Annotated in this window: 21 protein-coding genes; 4 read left to right on the forward strand and 17 right to left on the reverse strand. The window is 61.6% G+C overall.

Annotated features, from left to right (window positions below; genetic code table 11):
- Window positions 1-37 precede the first annotated feature (37 nt).
- A complete protein-coding gene (locus tag HCU66_RS05985; protein WP_205887605.1) occupies window positions 38-343 on the forward strand; it encodes a PsiF family protein in 306 nt (101 codons plus the stop codon).
- Window positions 344-485: 142 nt separating this feature from the next.
- Complete coding sequence (locus HCU66_RS05990) at window positions 486-1,499, forward strand: AI-2E family transporter (RefSeq protein ID WP_205887606.1); 1,014 nt, start codon at window positions 486-488, stop codon at window positions 1,497-1,499.
- Window positions 1,500-1,660: 161 nt separating this feature from the next.
- On the opposite strand, the gene HCU66_RS05995 is transcribed toward HCU66_RS05990, so the two are convergent.
- Window positions 1,661-2,935, reverse strand: a complete 1,275-nt coding sequence (locus HCU66_RS05995; protein WP_205887607.1) for an Hsp70 family protein — start codon at window positions 2,933-2,935, stop codon at window positions 1,661-1,663.
- A 296-nt stretch (window positions 2,936-3,231) separates the two neighbouring features.
- Here HCU66_RS05995 and HCU66_RS06000 point away from each other — a divergent pair, with 296 nt between their 5' ends.
- Both HCU66_RS06000 and HCU66_RS06005 read left to right on the forward strand, forming a co-directional pair.
- Window positions 3,232-4,176 carry a DnaJ C-terminal domain-containing protein gene (locus tag HCU66_RS06000; RefSeq protein WP_205887608.1) on the forward strand — a complete coding sequence of 315 codons (945 nt, stop codon included), beginning with the start codon at window positions 3,232-3,234 and terminating at the stop codon, window positions 4,174-4,176.
- A gap of 24 nt (window positions 4,177-4,200) precedes the next feature.
- Window positions 4,201-4,506 carry a chaperone modulator CbpM gene (locus HCU66_RS06005; RefSeq protein WP_205887609.1) on the forward strand — a complete coding sequence of 102 codons (306 nt, stop codon included), beginning with the start codon at window positions 4,201-4,203 and terminating at the stop codon, window positions 4,504-4,506.
- A 19-nt stretch (window positions 4,507-4,525) separates the two neighbouring features.
- On the opposite strand, the gene HCU66_RS06010 is transcribed toward HCU66_RS06005, so the two are convergent.
- The 16 genes from HCU66_RS06010 to HCU66_RS06085 all read right to left on the reverse strand — a co-directional run bounded on the left by HCU66_RS06010 (window position 4,526) and on the right by HCU66_RS06085 (window position 20,011).
- Window positions 4,526-5,671: a sensor histidine kinase gene (locus tag HCU66_RS06010; RefSeq protein WP_205887610.1), complete on the reverse strand. Its 1,146-nt coding sequence runs from the start codon at window positions 5,669-5,671 to the stop codon at window positions 4,526-4,528.
- A 176-nt stretch (window positions 5,672-5,847) separates the two neighbouring features.
- Window positions 5,848-7,548: an urease subunit alpha gene (gene ureC, locus HCU66_RS06015; protein WP_205887611.1), complete on the reverse strand. Its 1,701-nt coding sequence runs from the start codon at window positions 7,546-7,548 to the stop codon at window positions 5,848-5,850.
- Window positions 7,549-7,786: 238 nt separating this feature from the next.
- Window positions 7,787-8,095 (reverse strand): urease subunit beta, encoded by a 309-nt coding sequence (locus HCU66_RS06020; RefSeq protein WP_008011171.1) that lies wholly within the window; start codon window positions 8,093-8,095, stop codon window positions 7,787-7,789.
- The gene (locus HCU66_RS06025; RefSeq protein ID WP_205887612.1) at window positions 8,095-8,628 is read right to left on the reverse strand and encodes a GNAT family N-acetyltransferase; all 534 of its coding nucleotides are present in this window, start codon (window positions 8,626-8,628) and stop codon (window positions 8,095-8,097) included. Before HCU66_RS06025 ends, HCU66_RS06020 begins: the two co-directional genes overlap by 1 nt.
- 5 nt (window positions 8,629-8,633) lie before the next feature.
- Window positions 8,634-9,167: a GNAT family N-acetyltransferase gene (locus tag HCU66_RS06030; protein ID WP_205887613.1), complete on the reverse strand. Its 534-nt coding sequence runs from the start codon at window positions 9,165-9,167 to the stop codon at window positions 8,634-8,636.
- A gap of 9 nt (window positions 9,168-9,176) precedes the next feature.
- Window positions 9,177-9,479, reverse strand: a complete 303-nt coding sequence (gene ureA / locus HCU66_RS06035; RefSeq protein ID WP_007937143.1) for an urease subunit gamma — start codon at window positions 9,477-9,479, stop codon at window positions 9,177-9,179.
- Window positions 9,480-9,618: 139 nt separating this feature from the next.
- Window positions 9,619-10,458, reverse strand: a complete 840-nt coding sequence (locus HCU66_RS06040) for an urease accessory protein UreD (protein ID WP_205887614.1) — start codon at window positions 10,456-10,458, stop codon at window positions 9,619-9,621.
- A gap of 30 nt (window positions 10,459-10,488) precedes the next feature.
- Complete coding sequence (urtE, locus tag HCU66_RS06045) at window positions 10,489-11,187, reverse strand: urea ABC transporter ATP-binding subunit UrtE (protein WP_205887615.1); 699 nt, start codon at window positions 11,185-11,187, stop codon at window positions 10,489-10,491.
- Between the two features lie 155 nt (window positions 11,188-11,342).
- Window positions 11,343-12,212, reverse strand: a complete 870-nt coding sequence (urtD, locus tag HCU66_RS06050; RefSeq protein WP_205887616.1) for an urea ABC transporter ATP-binding protein UrtD — start codon at window positions 12,210-12,212, stop codon at window positions 11,343-11,345.
- Window positions 12,209-13,288 (reverse strand): urea ABC transporter permease subunit UrtC, encoded by a 1,080-nt coding sequence (gene urtC / locus HCU66_RS06055; RefSeq protein WP_205887617.1) that lies wholly within the window; start codon window positions 13,286-13,288, stop codon window positions 12,209-12,211. The genes urtD and urtC overlap by 4 nt, the downstream gene beginning before the upstream one ends.
- Window positions 13,288-14,790 (reverse strand): urea ABC transporter permease subunit UrtB, encoded by a 1,503-nt coding sequence (gene urtB, locus HCU66_RS06060; protein WP_205887618.1) that lies wholly within the window; start codon window positions 14,788-14,790, stop codon window positions 13,288-13,290. Before urtB ends, urtC begins: the two co-directional genes overlap by 1 nt.
- Before the next feature lie 148 nt (window positions 14,791-14,938).
- Window positions 14,939-16,204 (reverse strand): urea ABC transporter substrate-binding protein, encoded by a 1,266-nt coding sequence (gene urtA / locus HCU66_RS06065; RefSeq protein WP_205887619.1) that lies wholly within the window; start codon window positions 16,202-16,204, stop codon window positions 14,939-14,941.
- Between the two features lie 237 nt (window positions 16,205-16,441).
- Entirely contained in the window at window positions 16,442-16,810 is a 369-nt protein-coding gene (locus tag HCU66_RS06070; RefSeq protein WP_205887620.1) for a DUF6124 family protein, read from the reverse strand.
- 461 nt (window positions 16,811-17,271) lie between these two features.
- Complete coding sequence (locus HCU66_RS06075; RefSeq protein WP_205887621.1) at window positions 17,272-18,282, reverse strand: FecCD family ABC transporter permease; 1,011 nt, start codon at window positions 18,280-18,282, stop codon at window positions 17,272-17,274.
- Window positions 18,279-19,226, reverse strand: a complete 948-nt coding sequence (locus tag HCU66_RS06080) for an ABC transporter substrate-binding protein (protein WP_205887622.1) — start codon at window positions 19,224-19,226, stop codon at window positions 18,279-18,281. Before HCU66_RS06080 ends, HCU66_RS06075 begins: the two co-directional genes overlap by 4 nt.
- Entirely contained in the window at window positions 19,223-20,011 is a 789-nt protein-coding gene (locus HCU66_RS06085; protein ID WP_205887623.1) for an ABC transporter ATP-binding protein, read from the reverse strand. Before HCU66_RS06085 ends, HCU66_RS06080 begins: the two co-directional genes overlap by 4 nt.
- Window positions 20,012-20,067: the final 56 nt, after the last annotated feature.

The raw sequence follows: 20,067 nt of genomic DNA on the forward strand, positions 1-20,067 counted from the left end.
GCCGTACTCATCGGTGCGGCAACAAGGAGAAAACTCCATGAAGATGTTGCGTGCCCCGTTGTTGATGATCGGTTTGCTGCTCTGCTCCCAGGGTTTCGCCGCCACTGCCCAACAGGACAAAATGACCACCTGCAATGCCGACGCCACCGCAAAGAGCCTCAAGGGCGAGGAGCGTAAAGCCTTCATGAGCACCTGCCTCAAAGCCGCGCCGGCCGCCGATGCCGCCAAGCCTCTGACCCCTCAGCAGGAAAAGATGAAGACCTGCAACGCCGACGCCGCTACCCAGGCCCTCAAGGGCGATGCGCGCAAAGCCTTTATGAGCGAGTGCCTGAAGAAAAAATAAACATCAACAGATCGCGATCCCTTTAGGAGCCGCCGCAGGCTGCGATCTTGTTACCGCGACGCCGCTTGCGGGCCATCGCTCGCTTCGGCGCCGGAACGCTGGCAGACTGCCAATCCTTTTACGTCGTTCGTTTTGAGGCTGTATGTCAGCGTTTTCTCAGCGTCACGTTTTGTTGCTCATCAGTTGGGTCATCATTTTTGGTGGATTGCTGCTGGTGATCCCCCTTCGATTACTGCCCAGCCTGCTGGCCGGGTTGTTGGTGTTCGAGCTGGTCAACATGCTCACGCCGCAACTGCAGCGCCTGATCGAAGGCCGCCGTGCGCGTTGGCTGGCGGTGGCGTTGCTGGGGACATTGGTGGTCAGTGTGCTGGCGCTGATCTTCGCCGGTGCAATCAGTTTTCTGCTGCACGAGGCGGAAAACCCCGGCGCTTCTCTCGACAAATTCATGGGCGTGGTCGACCGCGCGCGCGGGCAGTTGCCGCCGTTCATCGACGCTTATCTGCCGGCCAGTGCCGCCGAGTTCCGGGTGGCGATCGGCGAGTGGATGAGCAAGCACCTCAGCGACTTGCAACTGGTGGGCAAGGATGCGGCGCACATGTTCGTGACGCTGCTGATCGGCATGGTGCTGGGGGCGATCATCGCCTTGCAGCGAGCGCCGGACGTGACCAAACGCAAGCCCTTGGCCGCGGCGCTGTTCGATCGCTTGCACCTGTTGGTCCAGGCCTTTCGCAACATCGTCTTCGCGCAGATCAAGATTTCCCTGCTCAACACTTTCTTCACCGGAATATTCCTCGCGGTGGTCCTGCCGATGTTCGGGATCAAGCTACCGCTGACCAAAACCCTGATCGTACTGACCTTCCTGCTCGGCCTGCTGCCGGTGATCGGCAACCTGATGTCAAACACCCTGATCACCATCGTTGGCCTGTCGCTGTCGATCTGGGTGGCAGTGGCGGCGCTCGGTTACCTGATTGTTATCCACAAGCTCGAATACTTCCTCAACGCGCGCATCGTCGGCGGGCAGATCAGTGCCAAGTCGTGGGAGTTGCTGTTGGCGATGCTGGTGTTCGAAGCCGCGTTCGGCCTGCCGGGGGTGGTGGCGGGGCCGATTTATTACGCGTACCTGAAGAGTGAGTTGAAGCTGGCGGGGATGGTGTAACCCCGCCCGATCGTTCCCACGCAGAGCGTGGGAACGATCATTATCTACTGTGGCGAGGGGGCTTGCCCCCGTTGGGTCGCGAAGCGGCCCCCCTTATCTCCAAAAGAAGGGACTGCTGCGCAGTCCAACGGGGGCAAGCCCCCTCGCCACAGGGTTTCAGGTCAATCCATCGGGCCGTAACGCTTGGCCGCCTCGATCGCCAACCCACTGCCGATGCTGCCGAAGATGTTCCCTTCCACATGCTGCGCATTCGGCAACATCGCCGAGACGCTGTTGCGCAGTGCTGGGATCCCGCTCGAACCGCCGGTGAAGAACACCGTGTCCACTTGATCGACCCGCACGTTGGCGTCGCTGAGCAACTGGGTCACGCTGGTGCGCACCCGCTCCAGCAAGTTGTCGATGGCTGATTCGAACAGCGCACGAGTCAGTTCCACACTCAAACCGGACTCGATGCGATCCAGCGGCACCTGGCGGCTGTCGGCGTGGGTCAGCTGGATCTTGGTTTCTTCCACTTCCATCGCCAGCCAGTGCCCGGCGCGCTGGTCGATCAGCTTGAACAGGCGATCGATGCCGCCGGTGTCTTCGATGTCGTAACGCATGCTGCCCAGAGCCAGGGTCGACTTTTGCGAGTACACCGAGTTGATGGTGTGCCAGGTCGCCAGGTTCATGTGGTGACTGGTGGGCATGTAGGCACCGCTTTTCATCCGGCTGCCATAGCCGAACAGCGGCATCAGGCCTTGCAGGCTCAACTGCTTGTCGAAATCGGTCCCGCCGATGTGCACGCCGCCGGTGGCGAGGATGTCGTCGTGACGGTTGTCGTGACCGCGACGCTCAGGGGACAGGCGCACCAGCGAGAAGTCCGACGTACCACCGCCGATGTCGACGATCAGTACCAGCTCTTCCTTTTCGATGGTCGACTCGTAGTCGAACGCCGCGGCAATCGGCTCGTACTGGAACGAGACTTCCTTGAAACCGATGGCGCGGGCCACGTCCACCAGGGTGTTCTCGGCTTCCTGGTCGGCCACCTCGTCGTCATCGACGAAAAACACCGGACGGCCCAGCACCACTTCCTCGAACTCCCGACCGGCGGCGGCTTCGGCGCGCTTTTTCAACTGGCCGATGAACAGCCCGAGCAGGTCCTTGAACGGCATCGCCGTGCCCAGGACGCTGGTGTCGTGCTTGATCAGCTTGGAGCCCAGCAGGCTCTTGAGCGAGCGCATCAGCCGGCCTTCGTAACCTTCCAGGTACTCGTGCAGCGCCAGCCGGCCATATACCGGGCGGCGTTCTTCCATATTGAAGAAGACCACCGAGGGCAGGGTTATCTTGTCGTCCTCCAGCGCGATCAGCGTTTCCATGCCGGGGCGCAGCCAGCCGACGGTGGAGTTGGACGTGCCGAAGTCGATACCACAGGCACGGGCTGGAGATGCGTTTTTCATGTCTTTCAAGTTCCGGTTAAAAAACGGCCGCGCAGTGTATGTCAGTGCGGCGCAGATTCGAAGGCCGACTATCTGTTAAATCACATTGATCTGCGCTTGAAAGATGCGCCATCACCCCCAAACTTCCCTGCATAGGTTTGGCAATCCTTGGGCGACAGCAAGAACTGCGCCCGGCTGCCGATAAACTACTGATGCGCTGCCCGGTCACAAAGTTGAGATTGATCAATCAAGACGCTGTAAACCAGAGCATGCTGTACCCAGTGGCGCGATTTCGATAATGGATGGTGATTCCCTCGATGGACTTCAAAGACTATTACAAGATTCTCGGTGTGGAGCCGACCGCGGACGACAAGGCGATCAAGGCCGCCTATCGAAAGCTGGCGCGCAAGTACCACCCCGATGTCAGCAAGGAAAAGGACGCCGAGGCCAAATTCAAGGACGCGTCGGAAGCCTATGAAGCGCTGAAAAGCGCCGACAAACGCGCCGAATACGACAACTTGCGCAAATACGGTCACCACGGCCAGCCGTTCCAGGGCCCGCCGGGTTGGCAGAGTCGTGGTGGTTTCGGTGGCGGTGGTCAGGACACGGGCGATTTCTCGGACTTCTTCAGTTCGATCTTCGGCAACCGTGGGCCTGGTTTTGGAGGTGGACAGTCGCGTCGCAGCGCCGGACGTCGGGGACAAGACGTGGAAATGGAATTGCCTGTTTTTCTGGAAGAAACCCTGTCGACCGAATCAAAAAAGGTCAGCTTTCAGGTGCCGCATTACAACGCGGCCGGCCAGCATGTCAGCAACACCAGCAAAAGCCTGAACGTGAAGATCCCCGCCGGCGTGGCCGACGGCGAGCGCATCCGCCTCAAGGGCCAGGGCGCACCGGGCATCGGTGGCGGGGCCAATGGCGACTTGTACCTGACCATTCGTTTTGCGCCGCACCCCAAATTCGACGTCGAAGGCGAGAACCTGATCATCACCTTGCCGCTGGCACCGTGGGAGCTGGCGCTGGGGACCGAAGTCGCGGTGCCGACCCTGACCGGCAAGATCAACCTCAAGGTGCCGGCCGGCAGCCAGAATGGCCAGCGCATGCGCGCCAAGGGCCACGGCCTGCTGCACAAGGCCGGTCACCGTGGCTATCTGTTCGTGCAGCTTAAGGTGGTGATGCCGAAAAAACTCGACCATGACGTCAAGGCGTTGTGGGAGGAACTGGCGAAAAAAGCCGCTTTCGACCCGCGAGAGAATTTTTGATTGAGAGATAAGGAGAAGCCAATCATGAGCGAGCCCGTGATCGTTCTATTGGACCTGGCAGAATTCTGTGAGGCGACCGAGTTGTCGGACGTGCATGTGATCGAGATCGTCGAACACGGCATCCTCGAACCACAGGGGACAGAGCCCAAGGATTGGCGTTTCACCGACTATGAACTGACATTGGCCAAGCGCGCCGCCAAGCTGCGGCGCGACCTGGAGCTGGAATGGGAAGGCGTCGCGCTGGCGCTGGACCTGCTTGAAGAAGTCCGGCAACTGCGGGCCGAGAACCGCATGCTCAAGCAGCGGTTGGGGCGGCTGGTGATCCTGTAGGCGCTGCCAAAGGCTGCTCCTACACAGAGTGTCGACTTAAGATCTTGCGTGGCAACACCACGGTAAACAGCGTGCCCTGCTCGGCGCTGGAACTGACCTCGATCGTCCCTTCATGGGCATCAACCACTTCCTTGACGATAAACAGCCCCAGACCGAGGCTGGTGGTCGGCCCGCCGAGTTCTTCGTCGGCACTGCGTACCAGCGGATCGAAGATGGTGCCGAGCGCCTCGGGTGGAATCGGCGCACCGTCGTTGTGCACGGTGAGGCGAACGTTGTCGGTTTCGCCCCTGAGGGTCAGTTTGACCGCGCTGTGGTTCGAACCGTGTTGCAATGCATTGCCGATCAGGTTCTGCAGCATTTGAGCGAGCCTTCGGCCATCCCATACGCCCTGGGTATCGCCTTCAACGCTCAGTGTCGGATCGCATTGAGGATGAGCGGCGCAGGCTTGGGCAATCGCCTCACGCGCCGTATCGGCCAGGTCCATGGGCGCCGGTTCGATCGGCAAGCGCTTGCCCAGACGACTGCGGACCAGTTCCAGCAAGTCGCTGACCATCACTGCCATGTGGCGGGTGCCACGCTTGATATGGAGCGCACAGGTCAATGCATCGCCCTCAAGGGTGGTTTTGCGCATCAGCATTTCGGTAGACATGCTCACCGCTTGCAACGGGGCGCGCAGGTCGTGACCGAGGATCGCCAGGAAGATATCCCGCGAATGATTGACCTGCTCGGCATAGGCTGCGGTGGATTCGGCCAAGGCTTCGTCGATGGCTTCGTTGAAACGGATCATGTCCTGAAAATAGGCGATGTCGGGAGATTCCAGATTATCGACCCACAAACGAATCACACAGGCGCGCAAATGGCGAAATTCGCTGGTCATCTGCACCAGGTCAAAACCCACGGTATGCCGCAGCTCGCCATGGCTGGCACCGGCCTGGTCCAGGCTCGGGGTCTTTTCCGGGCCTTCGCCCTTGGCTTTGGCCTGTTGTTCGCTGTCGGACTGGGGCTTGGTCATGTCCCGGGCGGCGGCCAGCAGGATTGCTTTTGCGTGATCACGCAGGGCCCCGCTGTCCATGTACTCGGCGGCGGGGGTAATGGTTTTGGCGAATTGCTCCCATTCATCGACGATACGGCTTACGTTCTGAACGATGAAGTCACTGAGGCGCATGGGCGATTACCTTGAGCGCAATGGGCTGGGGGCGCATCTTAGCCCCTTATGGACGATAGCAAATACTCGGGCAGATGCGCGGGGCTGTATGCATTTGTGGCGAGGGGCTTACCCAAAGGCCAGTAAGGCGCGGACCCTGTGGAAGCGGGCTTGCCCGCTCCGGTTATCGGAAAAATCTAGAACAGGAAGTAGCGCTGCGCCATCGGCAACACATCCGCTGGTTCACACCACAGCAAAACGCCATCAGCCTTGACCTGATACGTTTGCGGATCGACGTCGATGTCCGGCAGGTAATCGTTGTGGATCAAATCGGTTTTCTGCACATCGCGGCAGCCTTTGACCACGGCGATTTTCTTCTTCAGGCCCAAGGCGTCGGGCAAACCGGCCTCCTGCGCTGCCTGGCTGATGAAGGTCAGGCTGGTGGCGTGCAGCGAGCCACCGTAACTGGCGAACATCGGGCGGTAGTGCACCGGTTGCGGCGTTGGAATCGACGCGTTGGCATCGCCCATCAGGCTGGCCGCAATGGCACCGCCCTTGAGGATCAGCGTCGGTTTGACCCCAAAGAACGCCGGGCGCCAGAGCACCAGATCCGCCCACTTACCCACTTCGACCGAACCCACTTCGTGGCTGATGCCGTGGGTGATCGCCGGGTTGATGGTGTACTTGGCGATGTAGCGTTTGGCGCGGAAGTTGTCGTTGCCTTCGCCGTCACCGGCCAGCGGGCCGCGCTGTTTTTTCATTTTGTCGGCAGTCTGCCAGGTGCGCGTAATGACTTCGCCGACCCGGCCCATGGCCTGGCTGTCGGAGCTGATCATTGAGAAAGCGCCCAGGTCATGGAGGATGTCTTCGGCGGCAATCGTCTCACGGCGGATGCGGCTTTCGGCGAAGGCCACGTCTTCGGCAATGCTCGGGTCCAGGTGGTGGCAGACCATCAGCATGTCGAGGTGTTCATCGATGGTGTTGCGGGTGAACGGCCGGGTCGGGTTGGTGGAACTGGGCAGCACGTTGGCGAAACCGCAGGCCTTGATGATGTCCGGCGCGTGACCGCCACCGGCACCTTCGGTGTGGTAGGTGTGGATGGTGCGGCCCTTGAAGGCGGCGAGGGTGGTTTCGACGAAACCGGACTCGTTGAGGGTGTCGGTGTGAATCGCCACCTGCACATCGTACTGGTCGGCCACGCTCAGGCAGTTGTCGATGCTCGCCGGGGTGGTGCCCCAGTCTTCGTGCAGCTTGAGGCCGATGGCGCCGGCCTTGACCTGCTCGATCAACGGTTCCGGCAGGCTGGCGTTGCCCTTGCCGGTGAAGCCGATGTTCATCGGGAAGGCATCGGCGGCCTGGAGCATGCGCGCCAGGTGCCACGGCCCTGAAGTGCAGGTGGTGGCGTTGGTGCCGGTGGCCGGCCCCGTGCCGCCGCCGATCATGGTGGTGACGCCGCTCATCAGCGCTTCTTCGATCTGCTGCGGGCAGATGAAGTGGATATGGGTGTCAATGCCGCCAGCGGTGAGGATCATGCCTTCACCGGCGATCACTTCGGTGCTGGCGCCGATGGCAATGGTTACGTTCGGCTGGATGTCCGGGTTGCCGGCCTTGCCGATGGCGGCGATGCGTCCGTCCTTGAGGCCGACGTCAGCTTTGACGATGCCCCAGTGGTCGATGATCAGCGCGTTGGTGATCAGGGTGTCGACCACCTCGGCGGCCAGCAGTTGGCTTTGGCCCTGGCCGTCGCGAATGACTTTGCCGCCGCCGAATTTCACTTCTTCGCCGTAGGTGGTGAAGTCCTGTTCCACTTCGATCCACAGTTCGGTATCGGCCAGACGGACCTTGTCACCGACGGTGGGGCCGAACATGTCGGCGTAGGCTTGTCTTGAGATTTTCATGCGCTTGCCTTGGGATTCAATTGGGTTTGAGACCGCTCGCGTCGCTCGCTATCGCAGCCTCGCTCCGCTCGACAGCTCCTACAGGGGGATCGTGTTTCCCCGTAAATCGCGTATTTGATCGTTCCCACGCTCTGCGTGGGAATGCCGCCATGGACGCTCTGCGTCCGCCGTTATGTGACGCGGAGCGTCACGGGATGCATTCCCACGGGGACCATGGGAATGATCAGTCAACGATCAGTCAGTCGAGGTCGCCCATGATCCTGCCGGCAAACCCGAACACCCGGCGATGCCCGGCCAGGTCCACCAGCTCGACCTCGCGGCTCTGCCCCGGTTCGAAACGCACGGCGGTGCCGGCGGGGATGTTCAGGCGCATGCCGCGGCTGGCGGCGCGGTCGAAGGTCAGGGCGTCGTTGGTTTCGAAGAAGTGATAATGCGAGCCGACCTGGATTGGCCGGTCGCCGCTGTTGGCCACCTTCAGGCTGAGGGTGCGGCGGCCGACGTTGAGTTCGATGTCGCCGGGCTGGATCTGGTATTCACCGGGAATCATCACTGGGCTCCTTGGAGAATCTTGTAGTAAAGGGCAGTCGGTTTGTAGCGCCCGTGCGGGTCGCAGGCGTAGTCGGGGATTTCGCCGGCGCGGGTGTAACCCATCGCCTTGTAGAAGTCTTCAGCGGGGGAGCCGGCCTCGGTGTCGAGGTAGAGCATGCCGCGTTTGTGCTGGCGGGCGGCGAGCTCAAGGGCATGCATCATCTGTTGGCCCAGGCCGCGACGACGGGCGTGCTCACGCACCAGCAGTTTCTGCACTTCGGCGCGGTTCAACCCATTGGCTTTCTGGCACAACGTCAGTTGCACGCTGGCCTGTACCTGTTCGTCCTTGACCACCACCCACAGCAGCACGTTGCCTTTGTTCAGGTTCTCCTGGACCTCATCGAAATAGGCTCGGGCCTGGGTGGCGTCCAGATCCGCCATGAAGCCGACGCTGGCGCCATAGCCGACGGCGTCGAGCAGCAGATCAATCAAACCCTGACGATAGTGCGCAAAGCTTTCAACGTTGACACGGCGCAGTTGGGCGGCGTTCATGGGTATCACTCCTTGTGGGGACCGGGTGGCAGTGCGCCCGGGTCGAGGATCAGTTGCATGAAGGTCAGGTCCAGCCAGCGGCCGAACTTGGTACCCACCTGCGGCATTTGGCCGGTGACGACGAAACCGGCCCGATCGTGCAGCCGGATCGAGGCGCCGTTACCGCTTTCGATGGCGGCGATCATCACGTGCTTGTTGCAGCCTTTGGCGCGTTCGATCAGCGCGTCCATCAGTTGCGGGCCGAGGCCGTTGCCGCGCTGGTCGTTGCGCACATACACCGAGTGCTCGACCGTGTGGCGGTACCCGTCGAACGGCCGCCAGTCACCGAATGAAGCGTAGCCGAGTACGCTGTCGTCGCCGTCGACGATCACCAACACCGGGTAGCCTTGAGCCTGCCGGGCGCTGAACCAGGACTGGCGGTTGTCCAGGTCTACGGTCTTATCGTTCCAGATCGCCGTGGTGTTGAGTACGGCGTCGTTGTAGATGTCGCGGATCGCCGGCAGATCGGCGTGCAACGCATCGCGGATGTGGTAAGTCATGGCGCGGCCTCAGGCGATCGGTTGGTGAACGGTGACCAGTTTGGTGCCGTCGGGGAACGTCGCTTCTACCTGGATCTCCGGGATCATTTCCGGGATGCCTTCCATCACTTGTTCACGGCTGAGCAGGGTGGTGCCGTAGTGCATCAGCTCGGCCACGGTCTGGCCGTCACGGGCGCCTTCGAGCAGCGCCGCGGAAATATAGGCCATGGCCTCCGGGTAATTGAGCTTCACGCCGCGAGCCAAACGCCGCTCGGCCACGAGGCCGGCGGTGAAGATCAGCAGCTTGTCTTTTTCGCGTGGGGTCAGGTCCATCGTAGAAATCCATCCGGGCAGATAAAAAGGTATTCGGATCTGTGAATGCATAACCCTGAAGGAGCTGGCTTGCCAGCGAAGGCGTACTTACTGACGACGAAAGCTTCGCTGGCAAGCCAGCTCCTACGGGGTTCGGTGTTCAGGTGCTCCATATTCGTGGTGGTACGGCTTCGCGACCAAGCAATGCAGGCCTGAGCAAACGCCACACATCGATCAGCCAACCACGCGCCAACAGCGCCTCACTGGCCAGGCACCGAGCGACCAACAGCCCCGGCAACTGGGTCAGATCCCCGCGCACCTCGTTGGGCAGCGATCGGCACCTCTCCAGCAATTGGCTATCAATCTCCCCGGTCACCAGCAACGTCGCAAACACCGGTTGCCCGTCCAGCCCGATCGGCGAATCCAGCAAGCCGTCATCCCCGACAATGCGCTGGCGTTCGTGCCAGAGCAACTGCCCGTCGCGGCGGATATCCAGGTGCGCCTGAAAGTGCCCGAGGTCGAAACGCTCGCCACTGGCCGGGCGACCCAGCGCCACCACGTCCCAGTAGAACAGCCGCGCATCGCCTTCCAGATCAATGCTTGTGCTGAGTTCCGCCTGAGCAGCGCTGAAGATAATCGTCTCTTGCGGCAGCCACTCCAACGTAGCACCGGCGCCAACGCGCAAGTCGAGTTTCTGATAAGCCGGCCCGGCCGCGCGATACCACTTGGCGGCACCGGGACTGGTGATTTGCGCCCAGGCGTTTGCGCCGACGCGGGCCGAGATGTCCAGCCGATCACCGCCGGCAATCCCGCCCGGCGGGTGGACGATGATGTGCTGACACACCTCGGGGCCTTCGGCGTACAGGTGCTTTTGCACCCTCAGCGGACCTTTGTGGCGGCGCTGCACCGGGCGTGTGCTGTCGCCGAAACGGGCGTAGCCCAGGTCCAGCTCGGCATGCCAGCTCGGGGTAAACAGCGCAGTGGGGAGAGCTGAATTCATATTGTCTAATTATCGTCAGGAGGCTGCAGGTTAGATCGTAACCAGTCCACGCACACCTTCGGCTTCCATATTTTCGCCGCGACCTTGCTGCACGATCTCGCCCCGGGACATCACCAGGTACTGATCGGCCAGCTCGGCGGCGAAATCGTAGAACTGCTCCACCAGCAAAATCGCCATGTCGCCGCGTGCTGCGAGCTTTTTGATCACCGCGCCGATTTCCTTGATCACCGACGGCTGGATGCCTTCGGTGGGTTCGTCGAGAATCAGCAACCGTGGCCGGCTGGCCAGTGCTCTACCGATCGCCAGTTGCTGTTGCTGGCCCCCGGACAAATCACCGCCGCGCCGTTGCCTCATTTGCAGCAGCACCGGGAACAACTCGTAGATGAATGCCGGGACTTCCTTGGCTTCGGAGCCGGGAAAGCGCGACAGGCCCATCAGCAGGTTTTCTTCCACGGTCAGCCGGCCGAAAATTTCCCGGCCCTGGGGCACGTAGGCGATGCCGGCATGCACCCGTTGGTGTGGCTTGAACGTGGTGATCGGTTGGCCTTCCCAGTTCACCGCCCCTTCCTTGGCCGGCAGCAAACCCATCAGGCATTTGAGCAGGGTGGTCTTGCCCACGCCATTGCGCCCGAGCAGGCAGGTGACTTCGCCAACCTTCACCTCAAACGTCAGGCCCCGCAGGATGTGGCTACCGCCGTAGTACTGGTGCAGCTTGTCGACTTGCAGCATCTTCAAAATTCCCCCCTGTGATCGTTCCCACGCTCTGCGTGGAAATGCATCCCGTGACGCTCCGCGTCACTCGTGCACAGGACTTGAGCCCTGCATTGTCAGCGGGACGCGGAGCGTCCCGGGCGGCGTTCCCACGCAGAGCGTGGGAACGATCATCATCGGCCGAGGTAGACCTCGATCACCCGCTCATTGTCCTGCACCTGTGCAAGCGACCCTTCGGCCAGCACGCTGCCCTGGTGCAACACGGTGACGTGGTCGGCGATCGAGCCGACGAAGCCCATGTCGTGTTCCACCACCATCAGCGAATGCTGGCCGGCCAGGCGCTTGAACAGTTCGGCGGTGAATTCGGTTTCGGCGTCGGTCATGCCCGCCACTGGCTCGTCGAGCAGCAGCAGTTGCGGGTCTTGCATCAGCAGCATGCCGATTTCCAGAAACTGCTTCTGCCCGTGGGACAACAAACCCGCCGGGCGATTGACCGAGGCAGTCAGGCGAATCGTCTCCAGCACCTCGCTGATGCGATCCCTTTGTTCGCCGCTCAGGCGAGCCCGCAAGCTGGCCCACACCGACTTGTCGGTTTTTTGCGCCAGCTCCAGGTTTTCGAACACGCTCAGCGCTTCGAACACGGTCGGCTTCTGGAACTTGCGACCGATACCGGCCTGGGCGATCTGCACTTCGCTCATCTGCGTCAGGTCCAGGGTTTCACCGAACCAGGCCTTGCCGTGGCTGGGGCGGGTCTTGCCGGTGATCACGTCCATCAGCGTGGTCTTGCCCGCGCCGTTGGGGCCGATGATGCAGCGCAATTCGCCGACGCCGATGTACAGGTTCAAATCGTTCAGGGCCTTGAAGCCATCGAAACTGACGCTGATGTCTTCCAGGGTCAGGATGGTGCCGTGGCGCGTATTCAGGCCCGGGCCGACGCGTTGGCCGAGGCCGATGGCGTCGCGGCTGCTGCCGGCGTCCTTGTTGGGCTGCGGTGGAAAAAAGGCCGGTTCGAGCATGAACTCTGCCGTTGCTGTAACTCTCATGATTCACCCCTTTTCTTCAGCAGACCGATCACGCCTTTGGGCAGATACAGCGTCACGATGATGAACAGCGCGCCGAGGAAGAACAGCCAGTATTCCGGAAACGCCACGGTGAACCAGCTCTTCATGCCGTTGACCACGCCAGCACCCAGCAGCGGACCGATCAGCGTGCCGCGCCCACCCAAGGCAACCCAGACAGCCGCTTCGATCGAGTTGGTCGGCGACATTTCGCTCGGGTTGATGATCCCGACTTGCGGCACATACAAGGCGCCGGCCAGGCCGCACAACACCGCACTCAACACCCAGACAAACAGCTTGAAGCCGCGCGGGTCGTAGCCGCAGAACATCAGGCGGTTCTCGGCATCGCGCAACGCGGTCAGCACCCGGCCGAACTTGCTTTGCGCCAGCCGCCAACCGATGAACAGACTCGCCACCAGCAGCAGTACCGTGGCGAAAAACAGCACCGCGCGAGTCCCCGGTTCCGTGATGCCGAAACCGAGAATGGTGCGGAAATTGGTGAAGCCGTTGTTGCCGCCAAATCCGGTTTCATTACGGAAAAACAGCAGCATCCCGGCGAAGGTCAGGGCCTGGGTCATGATCGAGAAATACACGCCCTTGATCCGCGAGCGGAAGGCGAAGAAACCGAACACCAGCGCCAGCAGACCCGGCGCCAATACCACCAGGCACAGGGCCCAGAGGAAGCTGCTGGTGCCGGTCCAGTACCACGGCAACTCGGTCCACGACAGAAAGGTCATGAACGCCGGCAAGCCGTCGCCCGAGGCCTGGCGCATCAGGTACATGCCCATCGCATAACCGCCGAGGGCGAAGAACAGACCGTGACCCAAGGACAGCAAACCGGCGTAACCCCAGACCAGATCGAGGGCCAGGGCAACGATGGCGTAGCACAGGATTTTGCCCATCAATGTCAGCGTGTAGGCCGAGACGTGAAACGTGCTGTCGGGCGATAACAGCGACAGCAGTGGCAGCGCCAACAGTAAAACAAGGATCACCGCACCAACGGCAATCGTGACTTTGGGGCCGGCCTTTTGGCTGGCTGTGAGCATCAGAGGCTGATTCATCAGTCGATCACCCGTCCTTTCAGTGCGAAGAGGCCTTGCGGACGTTTCTGGATGAACAGAATGATCAGCGCGAGGATCAGGATCTTGCCCAGCACCGCACCGATCTGCGGTTCGAGGATCTTGTTGGCGATGCCCAGGCCGAAGGCGGCGAACACGCTGCCGGCCAGTTGACCGACACCGCCGAGCACCACCACCAGGAACGAATCAATGATGTAGCTCTGGCCCAGGTCCGGGCCGACGTTGCCGATCTGGCTGAGCGCCACGCCACCGAGCCCGGCGATGCCCGAGCCCAGGCCGAAGGCGAGCATATCGACGCGCCCGGTGGGTACGCCGCAGCAGGCGGCCATGTTGCGGTTCTGGGTGACGGCGCGCACGTTCAAGCCAAGGCGCGTCTTGTTCAGCAGCAGCCAGGTCAGCACCACCACAAACAAGGCAAACGCGATGATCACGATGCGGTTGTACGGCAGCACCAGATTGGGCAGCACCTGAATTCCGCCCGACAACCACGCCGGGTTGGCCACTTCAACGTTCTGCGCACCGAACACCAGACGCACCAACTGGATCAGCATCAGGCTGATGCCCCACGTGGCGAGCAGGGTTTCCAGCGGGCGGCCGTAGAGATGACGAATCACCGTGCGCTCCAGCGCCATGCCGATGGCGGCGGTGACGAAAAACGCCACCGGCAGCGCAATCAGTGGATAGAACTCGATGGCTTGCGGGGCGAAACGCTGGAACATCAACTGCACCACGTACGTCGAGTACGCGCCGAGCATCAACATCTCGCCGTGGGCCATGTTGATCACCCCCAGCAGGCCGAAGGTGATCGCCAGCCCGAGGGCGGCCAGCAGCAGAATCGAACCCAGGGACATACCGCTGAAAGCCTGGCCGAGCATTTCGCCGATCAGCAGTTTGCGTTTGACCTGGGCCAGGCTGGTTTCGGCGGCGGTGCGCACACTGGCGTCGGCTTCAACGCCGGGTTCGAGCAAGCCTTCGAGGCGGGTGCGGGCCAGCGGGTCGCCGGTTTCGCCAAGCAAACGCACGGCGGCGAGGCGCACGGTCGGGTCACTGTCGACCAGTTGCAGATTGGCCAACGCCAGGCTCAGGGCGGCATGAACGGTTTCGTCTTGTTCGCCCGCCAGTTGCTGGTCGAGGAATTTCAGCTGCGCCGGTTTGGCGCTTTTTTGCAATTGCTGCGCAGCGGCCAGACGGATTTTGGCGTCGGCGGCGAGCAATTGGTGGCTGGCCAACGCGGTGTCGATCAGACCCCGCAGGCGATTGTTCAGGCGCAGGGTTTTGGCTTGGCCATCGATGGTCAACCCACCTTGTTGCAAGGCGTTGATCAGTTCGATACGGGCCGGATCGGGCTGCGCGGCCCAGGTTTCCAGCAGCTTGGCTTGCTGCACAGGATTGGCCGCGACGAAGTCTTCGGCGTCGCCGGCGTGGGCGGCCATCGGCAATAACAGCGTGATGGCGAGGATCAAGCGGTAAAAGGCAGTGGGCATGTCAAATGTCCTGGTCATGCGCGGACCCTGTAGGAGCTGGCTTGCCAGCGAAGGCGTACTGACTGACGTCAAAAGCTTCGCTGGCAAGCCAGCTCCTACAGGGGTTGTGTCGGTCCCGGGTGTCCGTCCGGGATCGGCATCGCTGGGCTCAGTTGCTCTTCACCGCATACTCCGGCTTCTTGTCGTTGCCCGGAATGAACGGGCTCCACGGTTGGGCGCGGATCGGCCCTTCGGTCTGCCACACCACGTTGAACTGACCATCAGCCTGAATCTCGCCGATCATCACCGGTTTGTGCAGGTGGTGGTTGGTCTTGTCCATGGTCAGGGTGTAGCCGGACGGCGCGGCGAAGGTCTGGCCGGCCAGGGCTTCGCGGACTTTGTCGACGTCGGTGGATTTGGCTTTCTCCGCCGCTTGCGCCCACATGTGGATGCCGACATAGGTGGCTTCCATCGGGTCGTTGGTCACCGCTTTGTCGGCGCCCGGCAGGTTGTGTTTCTTGGCGTAGGCTTTCCAGTCATCGACGAACTTCTTGTTCACCGGGTTTTCCACCGACTCAAAGTAGTTCCACGCCGCGAGGTTGCCCACCAGCGGTTTGGTGTCGATGCCGCGCAATTCTTCTTCGCCCACGGAGAACGCCACGACCGGTACGTCGGTGGCTTTCAGGCCCTGGTTGGCCAGCTCTTTATAGAACGGCACGTTGGAGTCGCCGTTGACCGTGGAGATGACGGCGGTTTTGCCACCGGCAGAGAATTTTTTGATGCTGGCCACGATGGTTTGATAGTCGCTGTGGCCGAACGGGGTGTAGACCTCTTCGATGTCCTTGTCCGCCACGCCTTTGGAGTGCAGGAACGAGCGCAGGATCTTGTTGGTGGTGCGCGGGTAGACGTAGTCGGTGCCCAGCAGGAAGTAACGCTTGGCGCTGCCACCTTCTTCGCTCATCAGGTATTCCACTGCTGGAATCGCCTGTTGGTTCGGCGCGGCCCCGGTGTAGAACACGTTCGGCGACATCTCTTCGCCTTCGTATTGCACCGGGTAGAACAGCAGGCCGTTGAGCTCTTCGAACACCGGCAGCACCGACTTACGCGACACCGAGGTCCAGCAACCGAACACCACTGCCACTTTGTCCTTGGTCAGCAACTGCCGGCCCTTTTCGGCAAACAGCGGCCAGTTCGATGCGGGGTCAACCACCACCGGCTCCAGCATCTTGCCGTTCACACCGCCCTTGGCGTTGATTTCGTCGATGGTCATCAACGCCATGTCTTTGAGCGAGGTTTCGGAGATCGCCATGGTCCCGGACAACGAATGCAGAATACCGACCTTGATGGTCTCGGCGGCCTGGACCGTCCAGGCCATGCCCATCGCGGCAATGCTTGCCGATAGTGTGAAAGCCTTGATCAAACTGCGACGCTTCATTGTGCGATCTCCATGAACGTTAAAGTTTTTTATGGTTGGCAGATGCGGACGACTGAAGGCTGTTTTGCAAGGGCTGTGCCCGGTCGGGGAAGGGCAAGCAAATGTCGTATTTGAGCGGTTGCGGGGTTTGAGCGGCGCACCATGAAGGGACGGGGCTGGCGCGTTGGTGCGAGAAGATGCGCCACATTGGGGCGACGCAGCCATCGCGGGCAAGCCCGCGATGATTGATAACGCGGTTTACGCCGGGTCGACGTTATCCAGCGCCCGGTTCACCGCCAGCTCCGCCAGCATGATGCTCTGTTGAATCGCCAGCGCCGTGTAGCGCTGCGGGCCGGTCAGGTTGTTGGCGAAGTCGCTGGCCAGGACACTCGCTGTAGCCAACGATTCACAGGCGTGGGCCAGCAGGCTTTCGGTATCCATATTCGGGGCGACGATGAACATGGTGCTGGGGCGGCGGGGTTTTTCGGTGTAGGGCGCCGGGGGATCGAGGTAGTAGTCGAGGGCGCGTTTGATGGCTTCGCGATCCTTGAGTAATTCTTCGTTGCGCGAGGCTTCGGCGTTGGGGGTGGTGGTGTTGAAGGGTGGGTCAGGAATTAATTTGTCCATTGAAAAAATTCTCCAGCGTTGGAGCCTCCACTTGCCGCTTCTCACACGGGAAGAGGTGGCAGCTATGTGCGAGGTGAGAAGACCGGTTATGGACACCCGGCCGGACCGAGGTCCGCCCGCACACAGCCGCCATAACGCATTTGCAGGCAGCTAACAAGCTGGCGGCGATTATGCGTGTACAGACACTGGATGACCATAAGTTGCCGGGCTTCTCACACCCGATCGCTGAGTTGTCAGCGACAGCCAAAGACTAGAGAGCCCGCTTCCGACGGACAACCTGAAAGATGCGTGGGAAAGGTCTGAGTTCTGATACATCTGTTAAACATTCAAAAGCGGAACGCGGAGCGTCCCTGGCGGCATTCCCACGCGGGAGCGTGGGAACGATCAAGCGGAACGCGGAGCGTCCCTGGCGGCATTCCCACGCGGGAGCGTGGGAACGATCACCCTGTGGGAGCGGTGAGTCAGCGCCGGCGCATCAGGCCGATGAAGAACAGGCCGCCAATCGCGGCGGTGGCGACGCCGATGGGCAGGTCTTCCGGGGCGATCAATGTTCGTGCGGCCACGTCGACCCAGACGAGGAACAGGCTGCCCAACAACACGCACACCGGCAGCAACCGCCGATGCTCGGCACCCACCAATCGCCGGGCAATGTGCGGCACCATCAGCCCGACAAAACCAATCGAGCCGCTGATGGACACCAGCACCCCGGTCATCAGCGAGGCAATCAAAAACACCCGCAGGCGTACGGTGCGGGCATTCAGGCCGAGGGTCACGGCGGTCTGTTCGCCCGCCATCAACGCATTCAACGGACGGGCCATGCCCAGCAGCAACACCAACCCCAGCAACACACTGGCAGCTGGCACGGCGAGCAATTCCCAGCGCGCCAACCCGAGGCCGCCGAGCATCCAGAACATCACCGCCGAACTGGCGCGATGATCACCGAGAAACAGCAGCAGGTTGGCGACCGCCATCATCACGAACGACACCGCCACCCCGCACAGCAGCAGCCGATCACTGTCCAGTCGCCCATGACGGTTGGCGATCATCAGCACGATCAACATGCTCAGCAGCGCGCCGATAAACGCGGCAATCGGCAAGGTCAGCAGGCCTACGATTTCACCGACATGCAGCACCACGATCACCGCGCCGAGGGTGGCGCCTGAGGTCACGCCCAACAAGTGCGGATCGGCCAGCGGATTGCGCGTCACCGCCTGCAGCACCGCGCCGATCAGCGCCAGGCCGGCGCCCACCAGTGCGCCGAGTAACATGCGCGGCACGCGGATCAGCCAGACGATGTGTTCCTGGCCAGCCGCCCAGCTCTGCTCGCCAAGACCGAAGGCCTTGTGCAGCAGAATCCGCCACACCACGTCCACCGGCACCCGCGCCGGGCCAAAACCCAGCGACACCACGCACGACACCAGCAACAGCGCGCCGAGGGCCATCAGCAACAAGGCATAGCGACGGTCGATCATTCGCCGTGGAAACCCTTGGCCAGGGTTTCGACCGCCAGCACGTTATCGATCCCGGGCGTGGCCTGCACGTAAGGAATGACGATAAAGCGCTGGTTCTTGATCGCATCCACCGATTGCAGGGCCTGGTTGTTCAGCAAAAATTGCGCCTTCTGCTCGGCGCTGACTTCGCCGTAATCGACGATCACGATCACCTGCGGATTGCGCTCGACCACGTTCTCCCAGTTGACCCGCGTCCAGCTCGCCTCGACGTCATCGAGGATGTTGCGCCCGCCGGCAGCGTCGATCAGCGCTTGCGGCATGCCCAGGCGTCCGGAGGTCATGGCCCGGTCCTCACCGCTGTCGTACAGAAATACGCGCGGCTTGTCCGCCGGCAGATCCTTGCGCACGTCGGCGACTTGCGCCTGCATCCGGGCAATCACGGCGTTGGCGCGATCCTGCACGTCGAAGATTTTGCCGAGGTTGCGCAGGTCGTTGTAGGTGTCTTCCAGACTGGCCGGCGGGCGCTTCATCACGAAGGCGCAGGACTCGGTGAGCTCGTAGACATTGATGCCCAGCGGTTGCAGGGTTTGCGGCGTGAGGTCACCGCCCACGCGCATGCCGTAGTCCCAACCGGCGAAGAAGAAATCGACGTTGGCGTTGAGCAGGGTTTCCACCGATGGGTACTTGGCCGCCAGTTCCGGCAAACCGTCGAGGATGGTCTGCATCTGGGGCGTCACCGATTTCCATCCGGTCACGCCGCTGTAGCCGGCCATGCTCGGTTTGAGACCGAGGGCGAGCATCATCTGGGTCATGTTGATGTCGTGGCTGACCGCGTGTTTCGGCGCTTGCTTGAAGGTGACGGCGCGGTTGCAACTCTGGACGGTCAGCGGGTATTTCGTGGCCTCGGCGAAGGCTTGGGCGGTGCCCAGCAACAGTGCGGCGCAAAGCAGGGAACGCAAAGTCATGGTTGGGTTATCCAGGTGATTCGTGGGTAGCCGTGCAAGGGATGGTCATCGATCAGGGCGTCGACGCCGAACACGTTGTGCAGAAGGTGTGTGGTCAGGACTTCTTTGGGGGTGCCACTGGCGACGATGCGACCGTGATGGATCACGTACAGCCGGTCGCAGAAAGCCGCCGCCAGATTGAGGTCGTGGATGCTCGCCAGCGTGCCGATCTGCAGGCGCTTGACCAGCTGCAGCAGTTCCAGCTGATAACGCGGGTCGAGGTGGTTGGTCGGCTCATCGAGGATCAGCAATTGCGGTTGCTGGGTCAGGGCGCGGGCGAGGATCACGCGCTGCTTTTCACCGCCGGACAGGGTGGCGAAGGCGTGGTCTTCGAAGCCCTTGAGGCCGACCGATTCGAGGGCTCGGGTCGCGAGTTTTCGGTCTTCAAGGGTGTCGCCATCAAACAGGCCTTTGTGCGGCGTGCGGCCCATGGCGACCACTTCATCGACGGTCAGGCCGAAGGCGTCGGGGAATTCCTGCAGCACCACGGCGATGCGTTGCGCGCACCAGCGTGAGGACTGCTTCCAGACGTTGTGATGGTCGAGTTTTACTTCGCCGCTTTCCGGTTTGCTGAAGCGATAAGCGCACCGCAGCAGGCTGGTCTTGCCGCTGCCGTTGGGGCCGATCAACCCGACGAACTCACCGGCGGCCACGTGCAAGGAGGCGTCACGCAGCTGGAACTGGTGATGGCAGTGGCCATGGCCCAGGGGTGTCCAGGCGAGGTTGGTGAGGTTCAGCGAGGTCATTTCATTCCCAACGATCGTTCCCACGCTCCGCGTGGGAACGCCACAATGGACGCTCT

Source organism: Pseudomonas frederiksbergensis (assembly GCF_017114915.1).
Classification (GTDB): Bacteria; Pseudomonadota; Gammaproteobacteria; order Pseudomonadales; family Pseudomonadaceae; genus Aquipseudomonas; species Aquipseudomonas frederiksbergensis_I.